This is a genomic window from Halobacillus sp. AWM4_238 (assembly GCF_056158265.1).
The window spans coordinates 1,151,832-1,171,077 of the sequence record NZ_JBSWSY010000002.1 but is presented as its reverse complement, the minus strand read 5'-3'; the positions used below and the strand labels follow the sequence as shown (position 1 = coordinate 1,171,077).

Here is a 19,246-nt window from a genome sequence, read left to right as displayed (position 1 = left end):
TTAAAATAAATCCAGATGTCCTTTGATTTCCAAAGGGCATTTTCTTTTATCATTTCTTCGTTTTTAGAAAAGGTGGGTTATGATGAATCATAATGTTAATGAACAAGGGCAGCTGTTGATCGGACAAGTCCCAGCCTCAGAACTTGCCGAACAATATGGCACGCCTCTATATGTATATGATGTAGATAAAATCAGACAAAAAGCACGGGCGTTCGTGCAGACATTCAGAGAGAACGAAGTAGCTGCGCAGGTCGCTTATGCGAGTAAAGCTTTTTCTTCAGTAGCTATGCTTCAGGTGGCAAAACAGGAAGGACTCAGTTTGGATGTTGTATCTGAAGGAGAACTACATACGGCCCTTGAAGCAGGCTTTCCTGTAGAAAAAATTCACATGCACGGAAACAATAAAAGTATTCGGGAACTGGAAATGGCTGTTGAACATGAAATCGGATGTATCGTCGTCGATAACTTTTATGAAATTGAACTTCTGCACGCCATCCTAAAAGAGCAGCAGAAACAGATGGATGTATTGTTGAGGGTGACACCGGGGATCGAGGCCCATACTCATGATTACATATTGACGGGGCAGGAAGACTCGAAATTCGGCTTTGATTTGAGCAGTGGCCAGGCGGAGGAGGCATTTTTGAAGGTCCAGGAGGATTCCAACATTCGAATGACCGGCCTTCATTGTCACATTGGTTCACAAATTTTCGAGACGAGCGGTTTTGAGATGGCTACGAGGAAGCTCTTCACGACTTTGAAAGAATGGCGTGATCGCTACGATTATGAAGCGAGCGTCCTGAATTTAGGCGGCGGTTTCGGGATTCAATATACAAAACAGGACGAACCTCTTGAGCTAGATCAATATGCGCATGCGTTGATCGGTGAAGTGAAGAACCTTTCCTCACAGTACGACTATCCTATGCCGGAAATTTGGATAGAGCCTGGTCGTGCGATTGTCGGGGAAGCAGGTGTGACGATCTACACGGTCGGTTCCATCAAAGAAGTTCCTGATGTAAGGACCTATGTATCTGTCGACGGTGGAATGACGGACAATATCCGTCCGGCTCTCTATCAGGCGAAATACGAGGCCGCTCTGGTAGAAAAAATGGATCAAAAGCCGGAAAAAGAGTATTCGATAGCTGGTAAGTGCTGTGAGTCCGGAGATATGCTAATATGGGATGTGGCGCTTCCGACAGTTGAACATGGAGATCGACTTGCAGTTTTCAGCACAGGAGCGTATGGTTATGCTATGGCTAACAATTACAACCGCTTTCAAAAAGCGGCCGTCGTGTTCGTCGAAAACGGAAAGCATCAGCTTGTCGTCAGAAGAGAGAGCTATCAAGAGATGACACGACTCGATTTATCGTATGAAAAATGAGAGGGGTATGAGAAATGAAACAAGGAACAATTGAGTTTGAAAATGGAGAAAAAATGGTGATTGAACTTTACGAAGAAGCGGCACCGAACACAGTGGCGAATTTTGAGAAACTGGCCAACGATGAATTTTATGATGGTCTGACATTCCACCGTGTTATTCCTGATTTCGTCATTCAAGGCGGATGCCCGGATGGACGAGGAACAGGTGGCCCAGGGTACACGATCAAGTGTGAAACGGAAGGCAATCCTCACAAGCACGAAAGAGGATCCCTATCCATGGCTCACGCTGGAAAAGATACAGGCGGAAGTCAATTCTTCGTGTGTCATTCTCCACAGCCACACTTAGACGGCCGTCACACGGTATTCGGCAAAGTGATTGAAGGCGTGGATACGGTCGATCGTGTACGTGTCGGAGATGTGATGCAAAAGGTTCGCGTTGAGGACAAGTAATCACTAATCGAGCCCTTCATGATTGGTACACTACTGGTATTGATATTTTTAGTGGCACCTATAAGTCTGTTCATCCATGAGCTTGGTCACCTGATCCCTGGCCTGTATTTTGGGGCTGATCACACCGCCCTCCATCTAGGCCGGGGAAAAGTGATAGGGCGATGGAAAAAAGGTGGCACCCGCATCTACATCCACCTTTTTTTCTTCCAGGGAGCTTACTCGGTGAATGAACGGAAAATTCCGTTCAAGGACTTCGAGAAGGCATGGATCAGTATGGGCGGTCCTATATTGAATGCGGTAACGGCTTTCGTTTTATTTTTATGGTATAAGGGCCTGGAGGATGATCTCCTCCGTCTCTCTTTTCTTTTCAATTCTTACCTTGCCCTGATGAACCTTGTTCCATTTTCTATCAAGGGAAATTGTTCGGACGGTCATCGGCTTTGGTCGATCGTGAAACGCCGGTTTTTAAACAGGCTTGAATAATCACGGGTTATGCTATATTCTATGTAGCGGGGCAAATCACGAAAAACCGGGGGCAACGTATAATGAAAATGAAAAATTGGGTGCTGTTTACACTTTTATCGTTGTTCAGCATCGGTTGGGGCTTATACTATTGGTTCGTCATCGTCATGTAAGCTTGACAGATAGGAAGAATTAGACAATGATTGAAAGTAACCATTTTCTTTTTTCGGTCGATCATCTGGAAGTCTAGGAAAGTTATTTTCATAATTGAGGGGTTATTATGTTAATTCGATATAAAAAATCATTTGAAAAGATTGCGATGGGATTGCTTTCTTTCATGCCTGAGGTCTCCGATGTGAAGACACTTCAGGAAATTATAAAGGAATACGATTCCAATCCGGATTGGAATCTATTCTTGTGGAAAGAGGAAGACATCCTCGGAGCGGTCGGAGTACGCCTGGAAGATGGCAAAGCCGTCATCCAACACGTATCCGTCAATCCTTCCCATCGTAACACTGGGATTGGTAGACAGATGATCCACCGTGTCCGTGATCACTTCAAAGATGCATGTGAAGTCTGCGCTGATGTGGCTACAGAATCATTCATCGAGAAATGTGATGAAGAAAGTGCCTCTTCACAACTATAAAGAAAAAGGAGGTGTCGATTCACGACACCTCCTTTGTTTCGTTTCGTTAGCTTTTACAGTGTTTTTTTTCTCATTTTGTGTTTGAATACAAGGAATTCATCGGACAGATCACTCGGAGAACCGTAAGCGACGTTCCATTCCTGACAAAGAAGGTGGACTTCTTTGCTTAGTTCCTGATCTATGATGGACATGTTCCAGCTGCGGTAGGGGCTGCCTGCCTCCAAGCGAGCGCGGAATTCATTCAAGTGTTGCTCTAAACGCTCACCATCTAAACCGAGTTGATGGAGTTCATTCTCATGTTCTCCCAGCTTTTTTATACAACGGTTGACGAGAGTTTTTGCGCCGTTTTGGTTGCCTCTGCGGTCATGATACATGGCGACAGCGACTTGGATGAGCCATACCCAAACGGAGGACCGGTTGTTAGGATCTTCTTTCTTCCAGTGTTCTTCAAGCACCTCGTGACATTCAAAATAATCTCGTGTCCCGTGAAAATGGGCGAGGAATTCAATATAAGCTTTCGGATACATACGATTCATCCATTCCTTTTTTACAACCTTCAGAATCAAGGTTGTTCAATATACAAATCATTGCATTTGTATATTCATTATAACGTAATAGAGCACAAATAACTAAAAAACTATTGAAGCCGGCATGAAATACGTGCTGTCAGAGCAAGGTGTTTTTTGATACCATAATAGAACAATGGACCGTAAAGGAAGAATGATATGAAAAAAAGCTACCAAGTGAAAGTGGAAGGTTTTGAAGGACCTCTTGATCTTCTTTTACATTTAATCAACCGATACGAAATCGACATCTATAATATACCTGTGTCTCAAATTACCGATCAGTACATGAACTATATCCATACGATGCAGGAGCTTGAGTTGGATCTCGCGAGTGAGTATCTGGTCATGGCTGCTACTTTACTTGCTATGAAAAGTCAGATGCTCCTGCCGAATCAGAACATGGAGGATGAATTCGAAGATGGCGAGATGGAGGACGATCCACGTGAAGATTTGATGCGCCGTCTGATTGAATACCGGAAATACAAACAGGCAGCAGAAGAACTAAAGGAAAAAGAACTCGACGCGAACCGCATCTATACCCGCCCACCGCTCAATATGGAAGGATGGGAAGAGGAAATGCCGGAAGTACGCCCGGGGGAAGCTTCTGTTTACGATATGATTCAAGCGATGGGCAATCTATTAAAGCGGGCCAAAACGGAAAAACCTCAGGAAGCGAAAGTCCGAAGAGATGAGATCCCCATCCAGATGAGAATGGAAGAAATTCTAGGTAAAATCGATGTACAAGCAGGTGGTACGCCGTTTCATCAGTTATTTGAAAAGCGTACACGACCGCATATCGTCGTTACCTTCATCGCCTTACTTGAATTGATGAAGAGCAATGACATCGTGTGTGTCCAACAACAACATTTTGATGAACTAATCGTATATAAGACGGAGGATGCACCATGGAGTTAGAAGACTACAAAGCGATAACCGAAGGCCTGCTTTTTGCGGCCGGAGAAGAAGGGATCACAAAAAAGAAACTGACCGATCTACTAGAATTGGATGCAAAAACGTTCAAAACACTGTTAGAAGATATGGTGAAAGACTATCAATCGAAAAACAGAGGTCTGACCATCATGGATTCACAAGGAACTTTGCATTTGACCACGAAGCCGGAACATGCTTCGTATTATAAGCGCTTATTGGATTCACCAGGATCGACCAGACTGTCTCAAGCAGCACTGGAAACACTAGCAATCATCGCCTATCAACAACCGATAACAAGAATTGAAGTCGATGATTTGAGAGGTGTCAAAAGTGATCGTGCCATTCAGACTCTTGTCAACCGCAGCCTGATTGAAGAAAAAGGCCGGAAAGATGCGATCGGACGTCCAATCCTCTACGGAACGACCAAAAATTTCCTTATCTACTTTGGATTGACATCCATTGACGAGCTCCCACCTCTTTCTGAACTCAAGCAGGGGGAAGGGGAGGAAGAAGGAGAAGCTGATCTCTTCTTCGAAAAATTCAATGAAGACCCCTTCGCCGAAGACTAAAAAGCTGTTCCCACCAGGAACAGCTTTTTTCTATACAGGCTTCCTTTTATGAAGACTCAGTTTCGAGACTTTTGTTGAGTGGATGGGGGCTGCGGGGAATAGCTCGCTTTCCGCGGGAGCGCGGTGAGCCTCCTCGGACTGCGTCCTGTGGGGTCTCACCCTGCACTTTTTTCCCGCAGGAGTCTCACCATTCCCCTCCGCCCCTTTGCCATATAAATATCTCGAAACCACTTCCAGAATAAGCAGACTTCCTGTGTTAAATAAGGTGGTGGGTTTAATTTTAAGAAAAGAGCCAATTGTATTTAACGCTTGCTATAGAGGGCTTATCAGCTAGGAAGTAGTGATTTTGGGAGACGCTCCATGCTTGTGCGTGGGTTCGTTTCTCTAATGTTTTGAATGGGGTGGTTGGGAAGCTGCGAGACTCCCGCGGGAATGGATTGGCTGGCGAGACCCCGCAGTGCGAAGCACGAGGAGGCTTGCCGTAATCCCCGCAGGAAAGCGAGTGGCTTCCCAACCACCCCTGACGCTCAACTCAGCAACGAACCCCGAAACATCTCGAAATCAAGTCCTCTATGACTCATAAGCTTGTACGCTTTTGCATAAGTTGAAGCAAATGATGTGAATAGGAGGAAGTCCTCTTGAGAAGGTTCTTATATGTGGTTATCGCACTGATTTTACTAGTTCCAAACTTAATGGTGGATCGCGTTCAGGCGGAACCTAATCTATCCGTATCTGCAGAGCGAGCTGTCTTGATGGATGCAGAATCGGGACGGGTGTTGTATGAGAAGAATGCTTATGACCCTACATTGATTGCCAGCACCACAAAGATCATGACCGCTATCATAGCCATTGAATCAGGAATGATGGAAGAGAAAGTGAAAGTAAGTAAAAGGGCCGTTTATACAGAAGGGTCTTCCATTTATTTAACCGAAAACGAAAAAATCCCTTTAAAAGATTTAGTGTATGGATTGATGCTAAGGTCCGGAAATGATTCGGCTGTAGCCATTGCGGAACACGTAGGTGGGAGTGTGGAAGGTTTTGTGCAGCTGATGAATGAAAAAGCGGCCTGGCTTGGAATGAATAACAGCCATTTTGAAAATCCCCATGGCTTGGATGGAGAAACCCACTACTCCAGTGCGTATGATTTAGGTCTACTCATGGCGTATTCCATGAAAAATGATACATTCCGTAAGGTGACAGGCAGTGAGTTGTACCGTTCGGAGAACCGCGATTACTCTTGGATGAATAAAAATAAAATGCTCACCCAATATTACGAACCGACGAACGGCGGGAAAACTGGATTCACTAAAGCCGCAGGACGAACGCTGGTGACAAGTGCTCAAAAAGATGGAATGGAACTGATCGCTGTCACTTTGAATGCTCCTGATGATTGGACGGATCATACACGGATGTTCGAGTGGGGGTTCAGTCATTTTGAAAGTGTGAAATTGCAAAGTGAGGGAACCGCCCGAGTGAACGGACGATCTCTATACATCCCGAGAGATCTCTATTATCCTCTCACTTTATCTGAAAAGGATGAGTTACAGGCGACCTTTTATCGCTATGAACAAGAAGCCGATTCGAATTTGGCAGGGGTGACGTACTTTATGGTCGGAACCACTCCTTTAGTCGAGGCGCCTGTATGGAATGAGCGTCCTTCTCAATCTTTCTTTAGAGAAGTGAAAAACTTCTTGAACAGGATGATGGGAGTAGCCCCATGGTCAACTTGATTTGGGCGTTCCTAGCGGTTACGGGAATCATTTATGCAGCATTCAATGGAACGATGGAAGACGTGAACAAAGCGATTTTTTCGACGTTAGATGAGGCGATTATGATTACTGTAAGCCTTGCAGGTGTCCTCATCTTTTGGCTCGGACTTATGAAAATTGCTGAAGAGGCAGGGCTTTTGGCCGGCCTTGCGAAAATCTTCCGCCCGTTTGTGAAACGCATCTTTCCTGACATACCCGCGGATCACCCGGCGCTCGGATACATTTTGTCCAATATGACGGCTAATATGTTCGGTCTTGGCAATGCTGCCACACCGATGGGGTTGAAAGCGATGAAGGAATTGAAGAAGCTGTCGGGTTCCGATAAAGCGAGCCGCTCGATGATCACCCTGCTTGCCATTAACACATCATCTCTGACGCTTGTTCCGACAACGGTGATCGCCATTCGGATGAAATATGATTCCGAGGATCCGACTTCTATCGTAGGGGCAACCATTTTAGCGACTATTATTTCTACCATCGCCGCCTTAATGATTGATCGTTATTTTCATTATAAAAGGGAGAGGGCGATGCGTTTATGATCAGCATATGGCTCATCCCATCCATTATTCTTCTTGTGCTGGTGACCGCGACGATAAAAAAGGTGCCTTCTTATGAGGTATTCGTGGAAGGCAGTAAAGAGGGAATTCAAATCGCCATCAGTCTTCTTCCTTTTTTACTAGGGATGATGGTGTCGATTGCTGTTTTTCAAGCGTCCGGGGCAATGGGGGCGATCGTGAAACTGTTTGAACCTCTGATGTCAATGTTCGGAGCGCCCCCTGAAATCGTCCCTTTGGCTTTTGTCCGTCCTATATCGGGAACGGCTGCACTCAGTATGACGACAGAGTTGATCCGTACGTTCGGACCTGATTCATTCATCGGTCAACTCGCATCCGTGATGCAGGGGAGTACCGATACGACTCTATATATCATTACGGTCTATTTTGGAGCCGTAGGAATCAAAAGAATGGGGGATGCTTTGAAAGTTGGACTGATGGCCGATCTGGTTGGTATAATAGCATCAATTGTCATTGTCATCATCCTATTTGGTTAATAGGATGATTTTTTGTTCAAATCTTTATAGAATGTGTATAATGTAGATGAACAGAAGAGCCGCGCTGTGTGAGCGTGGCTTCGTTTCATGAATAAAAGTGATTTTAAAGAAAGTTGGTGACGGTCGTATGGCAGATATGGAACGACTACAAAAGGTGATCGCCCACGCAGGTGTCGCATCACGAAGAAAAGCAGAAAAGTTGATTGTCGATGGCAAGGTGACGGTCAATGGAGAAGTAGTAACAGAATTAGGAACAAAAGTTGGTAAAAATGATGATGTTGAAGTAGAAGGAGTACCGATTGATAAAGAAGAGCCTGTCTACTATTTGTTATATAAACCACGTGGTGTCATTTCAAGTGTCAGTGATGACAAGGGGCGAAAAGTTGTTACGGACTATTTGCCTGAAGTCAAGGAACGAATCTTCCCTATTGGCCGGTTAGATTATGATACGTCTGGGTTAATTTTGTTAACGAATGATGGGGAATTTGCGAACTTACTGATGCATCCGAGTCATGAAGTGGACAAAGTGTATATCGCAAAAACGAAAGGCATTCCAACGAAAGAGCAACTGAAACAGTTGAAGAAAGGGATGACCGTCGACGGGGAGTATTTGAAAGCAGTCCATGCTAAAATCAACTCCACGGATTCGAAGAAGAATACAGCGATTGTTCAAATTATTCTTCATGAAGGAAAAAACCGTCAAGTCCGCCGTATGTTTGAATCGCTTGGATATCCACTCGACAAATTGAAGCGTGAACGGTACGGAACCCTAGATTTACATGGTATGAACGCAGGGGATTCTCGTCCATTGAAACCATTTGAAGTGAAGCAGCTCCGTGCGATGGCTGAGAAAACTGTTGAATAACGTTCAAATTTATAGCATGGATTCAATGTTATAATGGTTTGGGAGTGAGTCAAAATGAAGGAAGAAACCATTCGAAAAAAAAGAAAGCGCCTGATCTTCAGAACAGCTATGCTTGCCGTGATGGTCGGGCTTGTCGTGTTCGCTCTTGTCGCCAACGGCAAGGATGAACAATCGGTGATCGCCAAAGGCGAGCATGCTCCAGACTTTCAATTGAAAAAATTCGGTACAGATGAGACCGTTCAATTGAGTGATCTCGAAGGAAAAGGTGTTATGGTCAACTTTTGGGCGACGTATTGTAAGCCGTGTAAAGATGAAATGCCATATATGGAAGAGTTGTATCCGGAGTATAAAGAAAAAGGTGTCGAAATTCTAGCTGTCAATTTGGATTCAACCGAACTTGTGGTGGAGAATTTTGTGAACGAATACAACCTGAGCTTTCCCATTCTCCAAGATAAAAATGGAGACGTGATGGATCTTTATAACATCGGTCCGATTCCTTCCACGCTATTCATCAATCCTGAAGGTGAAATCGAAGAGCAAGTGATTGGTCCACTCACGTTAGACAAACTGGAAGGCCACTTGCAAAACATTGCACCGGAGGAATAGAGTCTACTTGACATTGTGAGGTTTTACTATGAAAGAGATTACCTGTGAATGTGGTCATGTCAATCCTGAAGGCACGGTCCTTTGTGAAGCATGCGGGAAACCTGTCGAGCAAAACCAGCACATCGATGGAAACGAAGACAAGAAGCTGCTCAACATGCGCTACGACGGCAGTGCCCGCCGATCACAAACGTATAATCGGACGCTTGTTGATAAAATATGGAATTTCTTTTCCTCCGTGAAAGTGGGGGTCACCCTTATTTTCATCACTGTCGTCGCATCTGCGATCGGTACAATTTTCCCTCAGGCCGTTTTTATCGGCGGTGCAGATCCTGCGACCCATTACAAGGACCAATACGGCTTAGCCGGTCAGATTTATTATCAACTTGGATTTCATGACCTTTTCAGCTCATGGTGGTATATGCTGTTAATCGCAATGATTGGGGTATCCATCGTCATTGCCTCCGTTGACCGCTTTTTCCCGCTTTATAAGACGTTAAAAAAACAGAAACCGAAGCGTCATGAACTGTTTATGAAAAAGCAGCGGGTATTCGGGGAGACGAAATCAGAGTCCATCGATTATGAAACATTCAAATCCAACTTGAAGAAGAGACGATTCAAAGTCTATGAACAAGATGGTCACTTGCTCGCAGAGAAGAACCGTTTTGCTAGGTGGGGACCTTATGTGAATCATATCGGTCTTATTATTTTCCTGCTAGGCGCGTTGCTCCGGTTTTTGCCAGCCTTCTACGTCGATGAACACGTGTGGGTGAGAGAAGGGGAGACAACCCTGATCCCTGGCACAGAAGGTCAATACTTTATCAAAAATGAGGCATTTACTCTAGAAACCTATGATAAAGACAACCCGGAAGATGCGAAATTTAAAGAAGCCATTGAAAACCAGGATGGAGCGATCCCGAAAACGTTCCGAACGGACGCTGTCATTTATGAGCGGACCAATCAAGGGGTCGCAGGCGCGGATCCTGAGCTTGAGACGATCAAAGAAGCGGCAGCAACATTGAATAACCCAATTAAGTTTGATGACTTTGCCCTCTATCAGGCTAGTTATCAATTGGACGAGTTCAGCGAAATGTCTTTCAAAATCCATGACAAGGATGATGAAGATACCAACCATGGCGAGTTTACAGTCGATTTAGCGGACCCCCAATCTACATATGAGCTGGACGGCGGGTTCCGGGTAGAAGTCGTCAACTACTTCCCAGAGTATGAAATGCAGGATGGTCAGCCTGCTTCAGTATCCAAATATCCGAAGAACCCGGCTTTTGTCTTCAATTTGTACCCACCAGGGGAAGAAACGCCGGAAACTAGTTTCCTAGGGATCGGGGCAAATATTGATGCAGGAGAAAATAACCAATATAAACTTGGTCTGACAGGGTTCGATGTACGAGATGTGACCGGTTTGACCGTGAAGAAAGATCATACGCTTGGAATCATTTCTCTAGGAGGCGCGATCTTCATGATCGGCGTAATCCAGGGAATGTATTGGAACCATCGTCGAATCTGGCTGCAACCAAGATCAGACGGAGCCTGGATTGCAGGCCATACGAATAAAAACTGGTACGCCTTGAGAATGGAGATTGAAAAATCAATTGAAGGCACGAACATTGAGGCCCCTCAGGACCAGTATGAAATGAAATCATAGAGTCAGGAGGATGAAGAATGGGAGATTGGACAGCCATAAGCGGCAATCTGCTCTATGCTGCTTTTTTCATCTATTTAATAGCGACCTTTTTCTTTGCAGGAACCATTCGGGATAAAAAGAAAGGGAAGAGCCGAGTAGCAGGAAATATAGGAATCACCATTGCGATCATCGGCTTCATTACTCAAATAGGGTATTTTATTACAAGATGGATCGCAAGTGGTCACGCCCCTATTAGTAACTTGTTTGAATACACAACCTTTTTTGGAATGATGCTTGTTTTCGCATTCATTGTTCTTTACTTTATTTACAGAGTCGATCTTCTGGGGTTGTTTGCTTTGCCGATTGCGTTGCTGCTGATCGCTTTTGCAAGCATGTTCCCGACGGAAATCTCTCCACTCGTCCCATCTTTGCAGTCGCACTGGTTATATATCCATGTGACTACAGCATCCCTTGGTCAAGGGATTTTGTCGGTTAGCTTTGTCGCAGGGTTGATTTTCTTAATCAGCCAAGTGGATCAAAGCAAGCGTTCCAAACATACGGTGTGGCTCGAGTTTGTAATTTACGTCATTGCCGTAACACTCGCTTTCATTATCGTTTCATCATCATTCAGTGCAATGAATTATGAAGCGACTTTCACGGCTCCGATTGAAGGGCAAGAGGCAGAAATTACGTATAACATGCCAGCGATTGCCGGACCTTATCAAGGAGAGGTGGCAGGTGATGATGCCATGTCGCCGTTGTTTCAAGCACCTGAGTGGATGCGCGGGGAGGATGCAGCTAAGAAATTGAACACCTTCCTCTGGGCACTTCTTGGTGGACTGGTCCTATACTGGGGCGCTCGATTGATCTTAAGGAAGCGGGTAGCAGCAGCAATTCAACCTTTCCTTAATAAAAAAGTGAATCCTGAACTTGTCGATGAAGTTTCCTACCGTGCCGTGGCCATCGGGTTCCCTGTGTTTACATTGGGAGCACTCATTTTTGCCATGATATGGGCTCAGCAGGCGTGGGATAGGTTTTGGGGCTGGGATCCAAAAGAAGTATGGGCGCTCATCACTTTCTTCTTTTATGCCGCCTATCTACACCTGCGTCTGTCCCGCGGCTGGCAGGGAATGAAATCCGCCTGGCTTGCTGTCGGTGGATTTGGTATCATCATGTTCAATTTGATTGCGGTTAACTTAATTATTTCAGGCTTACATTCTTATGCTTAAAAACAAAAGGCAGGCGAGATTTTTTATGAACTCCGCCTGCCCTTTGTGTAATGAATGAAGCTATAGGAGAATATTTTTATGAGTTGGAGGTTTTTGTATGGACCAAGAAGCCAAGGTTTTAGTCGTGGATGATGAAGAGCGCATTCGACGACTGATTCGCATGTACCTTGAGAGAGAGGATTATGTCATAGATGAAGCAGAAGACGGGGAAGAAGCCTTGCAAAAAGCGCTTCAAAATGAATATGATGTGATTCTGCTGGATTTGATGCTTCCAGGAAAAGACGGGATTGAAGTTTGTAAAGAATTGCGCGAAAAGAAAGCGACTCCTGTCATCATGCTTACAGCAAAAGGGGAAGAGGCCAATCGCGTTCAAGGGTTTGAAGTGGGAACAGACGATTATATCGTTAAACCGTTCAGTCCGAGAGAAGTCGTCCTAAGAGTGAAGGCGCTTTTACGCCGTTCTTCTACAACGAAGTTTTTAGAGACGGAAACGTCCGCTCGTAATGTACTTGTTTTCCCTCACATGACAATCGATAATGATGCTCACCGTGTGACTGCTGACGGAAAAGAAGTTTCGTTGACTCCGAAAGAGTACGAACTTCTTCACTATATGGCTCAGTCTCCGGATAAAGTTTTTGACAGAGAACAACTGCTTAAAGAGGTATGGCAGTATGAGTTCTTCGGAGATTTACGGACGGTCGATACCCACGTCAAACGTCTTCGCGAAAAATTGAGCAAAGTTTCTGCAGAAGCAGCAGGAATGATTGTGACCGTATGGGGCATCGGTTATAAATTCGAGGTGTCTGGTGACTGATGTTCTGGCGTAGTGTTGTCGGGAAATTATGGTTCACCATCTTACTATTGGTTTGCTTTGTCCTCTTTATCTTGACTGTTCTACTCCTCGAGTTCTTTCAAAATTACCATGTCTTAGAAGCAGAAAGGCATTTGCTTCAAACGGCTGACCGGATTTCAGGCGTGGTGGAACGGTATGAGGGAGAAGAAGAACTTCTGCTTTCAACAACGGCTCTTGTCAAGGATCCGGCTAGTCGTGCCTTAATCGTCAGGGGAGAGGATGAGCCGCTTGTTTCTGAGAGCGAGTCAGAATCTCTTCCTGTACTTGATTACGCCTGGTTCACAAAGGACCAGGATTTAGCCACCGTCTTGAATGAAGGGGCGGATGTTAAAAAAGAAGCCGATCTTGGCAATGACGAGACGGGCGTCATGGTTGTCGGAACGCCTCTTAAAGATCAGGATGGGGCTGTTTTCGTCTACCAATCCCTCGATACGATCGAAGAAACATCCGAGCAGACGACTAAAATCATATTCTTAGGAGCGGGGATTGCCATCGTATTGACGACCATCTTCGCCTTTTTCCTCTCGACGCGAATCACAGCTCCTTTAATTAAAATGAGAGAAGGGGCTCTGGAGCTTGCCAAGGGAGAGTTTAACACGAAGATTCCCATTCGTACCCATGATGAAATCGGTGAATTGGCGATGGCCTTCAACCGGATGGGGCGCGAATTAAAGTTCCATATCAATGCATTGAATCAGGAAAAAGAACAACTTTCAGGAATTTTGAGATCGATGGCCGATGGCGTCATTACATTTAACCGTCAAGGACATGTGCTCGTCTCGAATCCTCCTGCACAGCAATATTTAGAAGCTTATGAGTTTGAAAAAAGCGGTTCATCGAGTTCTTCTGACGAACCATTACTTCCAGAACCGCTGAGAGAATTGTTTGACAATGTCATCACAGATGAGAATGAATCAATGATCGAGATGACATTGCAGGGCAGATCCTGGGTCATCATTATGACTCCTTTATATGATAAAGAAAAAGTACGTGGAGCCGTCGCTGTTCTTAGGGATATGACGGAAGAAAGACGCTTGAACAAGCTCCGCAAAGACTTCATTGCCAATGTCTCTCATGAACTGCGAACTCCTATCTCTATGCTCCAGGGGTATAGTGAAGCAATCGTGGATGATATTGCCGAGTCAAAAGAGGATAAAAACGAACTCGCACAAATCATTCATGACGAATCATTGCGGATTGGTCGTTTAGTTAATGAGCTGTTGGATCTCGCACGGATGGAAGCGGGGCACATTCAACTGAACGAAGAATCCGTTGAAATTGAACCCTATTTGAACAGGATCATTCGTAAGTTCAGTGGGATCGCCAACGAAAAGTCCGTAGACCTTCAATTGAAAATAGTAGGGGAGTTCGGAAACCTGAATTTCGATCCGGACCGTATTGAGCAGGTTTTTACCAATTTGATTGATAATGCCATTCGTCATTCCGACCCTGGCAGTGAGGTGCAGGTGATTCTTGAAAAAGATGAGAAGGAATGGATGGCAAGTGTCAAAGACTCCGGATATGGAATCGCCGAGGAAGACCTTCCATTTGTATTTGAGCGTTTCTATAAAGCTGATAAATCAAGAAAACGTGAAAATAAAAACTATAAAAAAGGCACAGGTTTAGGGCTTGCGATCGCGAAAAATATCATAGATGCTCATGAAGGAACCATCAGTGCCCATAGCAAGTTGAAAGAAGGGACAACCTTCACGTTTAAGATTCCTTTTTCTCATAAGGAAAAATAATGTTGCTATTTTCGGAATATTATTGTAATCTAGTTTATGGAAACTTCATATGAAGAGGATTCGGGTGTCTGAATAAGACTTGATAGGGAATCTGGTGCGAAACCAGAACTGTCCTCGCAACTGTAAGTGTAGACGAAAAGGAAATTCCACTGTGCCGTTGGGTATGGGAAGGATCCTGATTAGGATGACGCACAAGTCAGTAGACCTGCCTGATCCAATGTTTCAAAGCTTCGGGGATTGAGCATTTGAGACAACCGATCGGTATGACGTGAAACGTAGATCTTATCCTTTCGTTTGTCCAAAGCTTACCCTTTTAGAAGGGTAAGCTTTTTTTTGTGATAAGAATATGTTTCCTCTGAATGTTTACATACAAGTCATTTGGTTGTCTTCACTCTCCTCTCCTCCTGGCCACGGAACACAAAGAAAAAGGGAGAGATGGTAATGAAAAAGTGGTATTCCGTTTTAACAGCTATGATTCTGGCCGTTGTTGTGCTGGCAGGATGTGGCACACAAGAGTCTAAGGAAACATCGGCAACTCAGGAAGAACAAGTACAAGAAGTCACGGTGCAAGTCCAGCTATCTAAAAACGATGGCGAAGAAATGATGGCAGAAGATGAAATCACGGTAGAAAAAGGAACCACCCTCATGGAAGTTATGGAAGATAACTATGAAGTGGAACAGTCCGAAGGGTTCATTAACAGCATTGAAGGAATTGCTGGGAACCAAGAAGAAAAAATGGCTTGGATGTATACCATTAACGGAGATGAAGCCATGGTCGGAGCCAATGAGTACGAAGTAGAGGATGGAGACGAAATCGTTTTTGATTATCAATCTTGGGAATGATCAACCATGAACACGTACAAACTCACACTGATCGCCATGCTTGCATCCCTGGCCGTTGCGGGAAGGATGGCCTTGGCTCATTTACCCAATATCCAGCCAGTGACAGCGATCATTATTATTGCAGGGTTTTGGCTGGGGCCTAGTGCAGGGATTCTTATTGCACTGCTCACGACCTTTGTGTCCAATGTGATATTGGGGATGGGGATATGGACCATTTGGCAGATCATCGCCTGGTCAATCATAGGAATCCTAGCAGGTTTGCTCGGGAAATACTGGTCCAAAATGCCATTCTGGGGTCTTGCGATCTATGGATTTATCAGCGGGCTCTTCTTCGGAGTCATTCTTTCTCTGACTATGAGAGCAGCGGGACAACCATTCTGGGCGTATTACCTGGCAGGTCTCCCGATGGATATCAATCACGCGATTTCGAATACCGTGTTCATATTGGCTTTATCTCCAATTCTCGGAACACTTTTCCAACGCTACGAAAAAAGGAACGCCATATCAAAAGTCACTTAGCTACCCAACCAAGGGTAGCTTTTTTGTGCTCTTACCCCTTATGTTTATTGAAGATTATGGCAGAATTCTGTAAGTCTCGATTTCGAGACTTTTCGGGGTTCGTTTGCCGTGGGAGGCGTCAGGGGTGGCTGGGAAGCAACTCGCTTTCCTACGGGGATGACGGCAAGCCTCCTCGGACTCCGTCCTGTGGGGTCTCGCCAGCCAATCCATTCCCGTGGGAGTCTCGCAGCTTCCCAACCACCCCATTCGTTATAGGGAAAACGAACCCACGTACACGAGTGGAGCGTCTTCCATTATCACTGCTTACCAGTTGTCAAAGCGCTTCATAGCAAGCGTTATAGTACAGATGACTGCTTGTTTGTAGTTGGATTCACGAACTTCCATTACTCTGGAAAGTTGCTTGTACTGAAAGTCGTTTCGAGATACTTATATGGCAAGGGGCGGAGGGGAATGGCGAGACTCCTGCGGGAAAAAAGTGCAGGGTGAGACCCCACAGGACGCAGTCCGAGGAGGCTCACCGCGCTCCCGCGGAAAGCGAGTCATTCCCCGCAGCCCTATCCACTCAACAAACGTCTCGAAACTGAGTCTTCAAGAAAAAGGAGCTTTAGTTGGAGTAGGGATGGAGGTGATTTTCTTTTAAAAACGCGGTTCCTTTTTCTTTTTTTGCATATTAAGATAAGAAGTGTAACTTTCTTCATACATAAACGACTATTAAAGTGACCCAGGAGGTACCACCATTGCGAACGTTCTTTGATGAACTATACGATAACTACCACCATGACCTGTTTCAGTTTCTCATCTATATGGTCAAGGACAGAAGTCTTGCCGAAGACTTGGTTCAGGATGTGTATGTGAGGGTCATGAATTCATATGAATCATTCAGCGGAAGAAGCTCTGAGAAAACATGGTTGTTTTCCATAGCCAGGCACGTAGCCATTGATCATTTCCGCAAACAAAAAAGAAAAAGAAACCGGATCATGGAGTTCTTTGATTGGACGGAAAAAGGAGAACAAATCAAAGACCGAGATAAGATGCCTGAAGAAATTGCAGTGCAGAACGATGAGATCCAACAAGTGTACCAAGCGTTGGACAAATGTACGATCGATCAGCGTAGTGTGTTGATTTTTCGTTTTATACAAGGCATGTCGATTAAAGAAACAGCAGAAGTTTTACGTTGGAGTGAGAGTAAAGTGAAGACGACTCAACATCGAGCTATGAAAGCTCTGAAGGCGATTCTTGAAGAAATGGATGAAGGGAGGGGAGACCGTGAAGAAGCGTAATGACGAAGACATCAAAAAAGCATTAGGAAAACTGCCTTCTATGGAAGACCACCAATCAAAAGAGATGCTCTATCAAAAGGTTTCATCGCGGGTAAATACACCGAAAAGGAAAGCGGCTCCCTGGCTGTTCCCTGGAATTGCTACCCTTGCTGTTTTAGTGGTGCTTGCGGTATTCATCCCTGTTTTATTGAGTAACAATGGAATGATGACTGTGGAAGATTCCACTGATCGTATGAACGAGAATGCAGAATCTTCCACAGCGACTGAAGAAACGTCTCCTTCTTTTGATTCATTCATCTCAGAGAGTGAAGAAGAACAATCTGAACTAAAGGAATCCCAACCTTCTCCTGAGGAAGGAAGGCCTGCTCCTGAAGAAAAAGAAGAGGGAGATTCACAAGAGAATGAATCAAACCTTGCAGAAAAACAGGAAGTGGCTGAACCGGAGCTTGAATCACTGGTTCTTAGAGGGGATGAGGAAGGACTCTATACGGTTTCCTATCCAGGAAAGAATGCGGAAGTCATTCTGCCCACGGTACAAATGGAACAGGGATCCCAAGCCTTTTCACCAGAAAACTATGGTTTAGCTGAGAGGGCTGTAGAAGGATTGGAATATGAGGTGGATGAGACTGAGAATTCTGCTATTGTTACATTCCCGGATGGTTTCAGCGTCAGTGGCTCTGCGTGGGCAAGCGCGATTATTGAAAGCATTCGTTGGGACTTGGAAAACTATCCATTGCAAGAGATTCATGTCCAAACCGAATCAGGCAATCCTGTTTCCATTGGAAGCTATGGAGAAGTATCCGAAATTCCAGTCATTCAAAAGGGAGAATACATCTTTCAACTGTATCAATTCGAGGATTCAGCGGAACGGTTACTCGTTCCCGTATCTACGAATGGTCCGTCGACCATTCAGGATGCTCTTTCTTTGATGAAGGAAAACGGGAGAGGTCTCTTTGTGAGCCCGGCTGTGCCAGAACATGTGCAGTTTCCTTCCATTACCGTCGATGAAGCGCTGGTAGAGGTAAATATTCAACATCAATCATGGGCGAGTGAGCAACAGCTGCTTACGATGATTGAAGCGATCCTTGCGACAGCCGGACAGTTCGGTTATGAAAAAGTCAAATTCAATGGAATAAACGTACGTGAGTTTTCCACTTATAATCTCGCCGAACCTATTGATGTTCCAAAGAGAATCAATCCTGTTTTTAAACAATAACAAAGAACCCTCTGCGTGATTGGCAGAGGGTTTTTGAGCAGGTAGGAAATGATGGAGATTCGACCCGTTTGGTAAAAGCTTTGTTCTAGGATTGTCCCTTGCGCTCATGTTAATATAAAGGAACGTAGAAAAGGGGACGATAGGTGATGGATAAACAGGAAGTAAGGAAGCGAATTTCTGAAAAAATGAAATTAATCCGTGTTGAGCATGGGTATACACAAGATAAAATGGCGGATATTCTCGGCTTATCCAAAAAGACGCTTGTTCAAATTGAAAAGCAAAGAACGTTGGCAGGGTGGACGACGGTTGTCGCGGTGTGTGCACTTTTTCAAGAAAGCGATGTTTTAAAAGGCGTCTTGGGTGATGCACCTATAGAAATTGTGGAAACCATTGCTCATCAGCATGTGGAACCTCAAGGAAGGAAGACGCTTGGCGGAAAAGTATGGTGGCAGACAATTGCAGAGGAGGAGGACTACATCCTTCAGCAAAATCTGATCAGTCAGCACTATCGAATTATTGATTCCGAAGATTACCGGATGTTCTCCACAATCAATCGGACAGAGGCAGAAATTCGTTTTCAGGAACTGGTCAAATAAAAAACCCCTTTCTTCAAGGGGTTTTTGTCCGGTCA

At 44.8% G+C, this 19,246-nt stretch carries 21 protein-coding genes and 1 riboswitch; of the genes, 20 read left to right on the top strand and 1 reads right to left on the bottom strand.

The window, feature by feature from the left end; genetic code table 11:
- The first annotated feature begins 82 nt into the window (after positions 1–82).
- The 4 genes from lysA to ACXACN_RS05985 all read left to right on the top strand — a co-directional run bounded on the left by lysA (position 83) and on the right by ACXACN_RS05985 (position 2,935).
- Positions 83–1,378, top strand: coding sequence for a diaminopimelate decarboxylase (gene lysA, locus ACXACN_RS06000; RefSeq protein ID WP_474963071.1), 1,296 nt, complete (start codon positions 83–85; stop codon positions 1,376–1,378).
- A 14-nt stretch (positions 1,379–1,392) separates the two neighbouring features.
- Positions 1,393–1,827 carry a peptidylprolyl isomerase gene (locus tag ACXACN_RS05995; protein WP_474963069.1) on the top strand — a complete coding sequence of 145 codons (435 nt, stop codon included), beginning with the start codon at positions 1,393–1,395 and terminating at the stop codon, positions 1,825–1,827.
- Positions 1,828–1,845: 18 nt separating this feature from the next.
- On the top strand, positions 1,846–2,310 hold the full coding sequence (locus ACXACN_RS05990; protein WP_474963067.1) for a site-2 protease family protein: 465 nt from the start codon (positions 1,846–1,848) through the stop codon (positions 2,308–2,310).
- 259 nt (positions 2,311–2,569) lie between these two features.
- Positions 2,570–2,935: a GNAT family N-acetyltransferase gene (locus ACXACN_RS05985; protein ID WP_474963065.1), complete on the top strand. Its 366-nt coding sequence runs from the start codon at positions 2,570–2,572 to the stop codon at positions 2,933–2,935.
- A 53-nt stretch (positions 2,936–2,988) separates the two neighbouring features.
- On the opposite strand, the gene ACXACN_RS05980 is transcribed toward ACXACN_RS05985, so the two are convergent.
- The gene (locus ACXACN_RS05980) at positions 2,989–3,462 is read right to left on the bottom strand and encodes a DUF309 domain-containing protein (protein ID WP_474963063.1); all 474 of its coding nucleotides are present in this window, start codon (positions 3,460–3,462) and stop codon (positions 2,989–2,991) included.
- A gap of 198 nt (positions 3,463–3,660) precedes the next feature.
- Here ACXACN_RS05980 and ACXACN_RS05975 point away from each other — a divergent pair, with 198 nt between their 5' ends.
- The 16 genes from ACXACN_RS05975 (at position 3,661) to ACXACN_RS05900 (ending at position 19,211) form a co-directional block, all read left to right on the top strand.
- Entirely contained in the window at positions 3,661–4,416 is a 756-nt protein-coding gene (locus tag ACXACN_RS05975; RefSeq protein WP_474963061.1) for a segregation/condensation protein A, read from the top strand.
- The gene (gene scpB / locus ACXACN_RS05970; protein WP_474963059.1) at positions 4,407–5,000 is read left to right on the top strand and encodes an SMC-Scp complex subunit ScpB; all 594 of its coding nucleotides are present in this window, start codon (positions 4,407–4,409) and stop codon (positions 4,998–5,000) included. The genes ACXACN_RS05975 and scpB overlap by 10 nt, the downstream gene beginning before the upstream one ends.
- A gap of 638 nt (positions 5,001–5,638) precedes the next feature.
- Positions 5,639–6,730 carry a D-alanyl-D-alanine carboxypeptidase family protein gene (locus ACXACN_RS05965; protein WP_474963057.1) on the top strand — a complete coding sequence of 364 codons (1,092 nt, stop codon included), beginning with the start codon at positions 5,639–5,641 and terminating at the stop codon, positions 6,728–6,730.
- Positions 6,718–7,308 carry a nucleoside recognition domain-containing protein gene (locus tag ACXACN_RS05960; protein WP_474963055.1) on the top strand — a complete coding sequence of 197 codons (591 nt, stop codon included), beginning with the start codon at positions 6,718–6,720 and terminating at the stop codon, positions 7,306–7,308. The genes ACXACN_RS05965 and ACXACN_RS05960 overlap by 13 nt, the downstream gene beginning before the upstream one ends.
- Complete coding sequence (locus tag ACXACN_RS05955; protein ID WP_474963053.1) at positions 7,305–7,820, top strand: spore maturation protein; 516 nt, start codon at positions 7,305–7,307, stop codon at positions 7,818–7,820. Before ACXACN_RS05960 ends, ACXACN_RS05955 begins: the two co-directional genes overlap by 4 nt.
- Before the next feature lie 136 nt (positions 7,821–7,956).
- Positions 7,957–8,685, top strand: a complete 729-nt coding sequence (locus ACXACN_RS05950) for a pseudouridine synthase (RefSeq protein ID WP_474966810.1) — start codon at positions 7,957–7,959, stop codon at positions 8,683–8,685.
- 54 nt (positions 8,686–8,739) lie between these two features.
- Positions 8,740–9,291, top strand: a complete 552-nt coding sequence (gene resA, locus ACXACN_RS05945) for a thiol-disulfide oxidoreductase ResA (protein ID WP_474963051.1) — start codon at positions 8,740–8,742, stop codon at positions 9,289–9,291.
- Between the two features lie 28 nt (positions 9,292–9,319).
- Complete coding sequence (gene resB / locus ACXACN_RS05940) at positions 9,320–10,951, top strand: cytochrome c biogenesis protein ResB (protein ID WP_474963049.1); 1,632 nt, start codon at positions 9,320–9,322, stop codon at positions 10,949–10,951.
- A gap of 17 nt (positions 10,952–10,968) precedes the next feature.
- Positions 10,969–12,159 (top strand): c-type cytochrome biogenesis protein CcsB, encoded by a 1,191-nt coding sequence (gene ccsB / locus ACXACN_RS05935; protein ID WP_474963047.1) that lies wholly within the window; start codon positions 10,969–10,971, stop codon positions 12,157–12,159.
- A 97-nt stretch (positions 12,160–12,256) separates the two neighbouring features.
- Positions 12,257–12,973, top strand: a complete 717-nt coding sequence (locus ACXACN_RS05930; protein WP_474963046.1) for a response regulator transcription factor — start codon at positions 12,257–12,259, stop codon at positions 12,971–12,973.
- Entirely contained in the window at positions 12,973–14,757 is a 1,785-nt protein-coding gene (locus tag ACXACN_RS05925) for an ATP-binding protein (RefSeq protein ID WP_474963044.1), read from the top strand. The genes ACXACN_RS05930 and ACXACN_RS05925 overlap by 1 nt, the downstream gene beginning before the upstream one ends.
- Positions 14,758–14,802: 45 nt before the next feature.
- Positions 14,803–14,984: riboswitch (cobalamin riboswitch) on the top strand.
- Positions 14,985–15,198: 214 nt separating this feature from the next.
- Complete coding sequence (locus tag ACXACN_RS05920) at positions 15,199–15,600, top strand: DUF4430 domain-containing protein (RefSeq protein WP_474963043.1); 402 nt, start codon at positions 15,199–15,201, stop codon at positions 15,598–15,600.
- Between the two features lie 6 nt (positions 15,601–15,606).
- Positions 15,607–16,119, top strand: a complete 513-nt coding sequence (locus ACXACN_RS05915; protein ID WP_474963041.1) for an ECF transporter S component — start codon at positions 15,607–15,609, stop codon at positions 16,117–16,119.
- A gap of 737 nt (positions 16,120–16,856) precedes the next feature.
- Complete coding sequence (gene sigX, locus ACXACN_RS05910; protein ID WP_474963039.1) at positions 16,857–17,399, top strand: RNA polymerase sigma factor SigX; 543 nt, start codon at positions 16,857–16,859, stop codon at positions 17,397–17,399.
- A complete protein-coding gene (locus ACXACN_RS05905; RefSeq protein ID WP_474963037.1) occupies positions 17,386–18,615 on the top strand; it encodes a hypothetical protein in 1,230 nt (409 codons plus the stop codon). Before sigX ends, ACXACN_RS05905 begins: the two co-directional genes overlap by 14 nt.
- 146 nt (positions 18,616–18,761) lie before the next feature.
- On the top strand, positions 18,762–19,211 hold the full coding sequence (locus tag ACXACN_RS05900) for a helix-turn-helix transcriptional regulator (RefSeq protein ID WP_474963035.1): 450 nt from the start codon (positions 18,762–18,764) through the stop codon (positions 19,209–19,211).
- The last annotated feature ends 35 nt before the right edge of the window (positions 19,212–19,246 follow it).

What these genes read in the sequence shown, in the direction of transcription:
- lysA (WP_474963071.1), top strand. Translation starts at nt 83, where the DNA reads ATGAATCATAATGTTAATGAACAAGGGCAGCTGTTGATCGGACAAGTC.
- ACXACN_RS05995 (WP_474963069.1), top strand. Translation starts at nt 1,393, where the DNA reads ATGAAACAAGGAACAATTGAGTTTGAAAATGGAGAAAAAATGGTGATT.
- ACXACN_RS05990 (WP_474963067.1), top strand. Translation starts at nt 1,846, where the DNA reads ATGATTGGTACACTACTGGTATTGATATTTTTAGTGGCACCTATAAGT.
- ACXACN_RS05985 (WP_474963065.1), top strand. Translation starts at nt 2,570, where the DNA reads ATGTTAATTCGATATAAAAAATCATTTGAAAAGATTGCGATGGGATTG.
- ACXACN_RS05980 (WP_474963063.1), bottom strand. Translation starts at nt 3,462, where the DNA reads ATGTATCCGAAAGCTTATATTGAATTCCTCGCCCATTTTCACGGGACA.
- ACXACN_RS05975 (WP_474963061.1), top strand. Translation starts at nt 3,661, where the DNA reads ATGAAAAAAAGCTACCAAGTGAAAGTGGAAGGTTTTGAAGGACCTCTT.
- scpB (WP_474963059.1), top strand. Translation starts at nt 4,407, where the DNA reads ATGGAGTTAGAAGACTACAAAGCGATAACCGAAGGCCTGCTTTTTGCG.
- ACXACN_RS05960 (WP_474963055.1), top strand. Translation starts at nt 6,718, where the DNA reads ATGGTCAACTTGATTTGGGCGTTCCTAGCGGTTACGGGAATCATTTAT.
- ACXACN_RS05955 (WP_474963053.1), top strand. Translation starts at nt 7,305, where the DNA reads ATGATCAGCATATGGCTCATCCCATCCATTATTCTTCTTGTGCTGGTG.
- ACXACN_RS05950 (WP_474966810.1), top strand. Translation starts at nt 7,957, where the DNA reads ATGGAACGACTACAAAAGGTGATCGCCCACGCAGGTGTCGCATCACGA.
- resA (WP_474963051.1), top strand. Translation starts at nt 8,740, where the DNA reads ATGAAGGAAGAAACCATTCGAAAAAAAAGAAAGCGCCTGATCTTCAGA.
- resB (WP_474963049.1), top strand. Translation starts at nt 9,320, where the DNA reads ATGAAAGAGATTACCTGTGAATGTGGTCATGTCAATCCTGAAGGCACG.
- ccsB (WP_474963047.1), top strand. Translation starts at nt 10,969, where the DNA reads ATGGGAGATTGGACAGCCATAAGCGGCAATCTGCTCTATGCTGCTTTT.
- ACXACN_RS05930 (WP_474963046.1), top strand. Translation starts at nt 12,257, where the DNA reads ATGGACCAAGAAGCCAAGGTTTTAGTCGTGGATGATGAAGAGCGCATT.
- ACXACN_RS05925 (WP_474963044.1), top strand. Translation starts at nt 12,973, where the DNA reads ATGTTCTGGCGTAGTGTTGTCGGGAAATTATGGTTCACCATCTTACTA.
- ACXACN_RS05920 (WP_474963043.1), top strand. Translation starts at nt 15,199, where the DNA reads ATGAAAAAGTGGTATTCCGTTTTAACAGCTATGATTCTGGCCGTTGTT.
- ACXACN_RS05915 (WP_474963041.1), top strand. Translation starts at nt 15,607, where the DNA reads ATGAACACGTACAAACTCACACTGATCGCCATGCTTGCATCCCTGGCC.
- ACXACN_RS05900 (WP_474963035.1), top strand. Translation starts at nt 18,762, where the DNA reads ATGGATAAACAGGAAGTAAGGAAGCGAATTTCTGAAAAAATGAAATTA.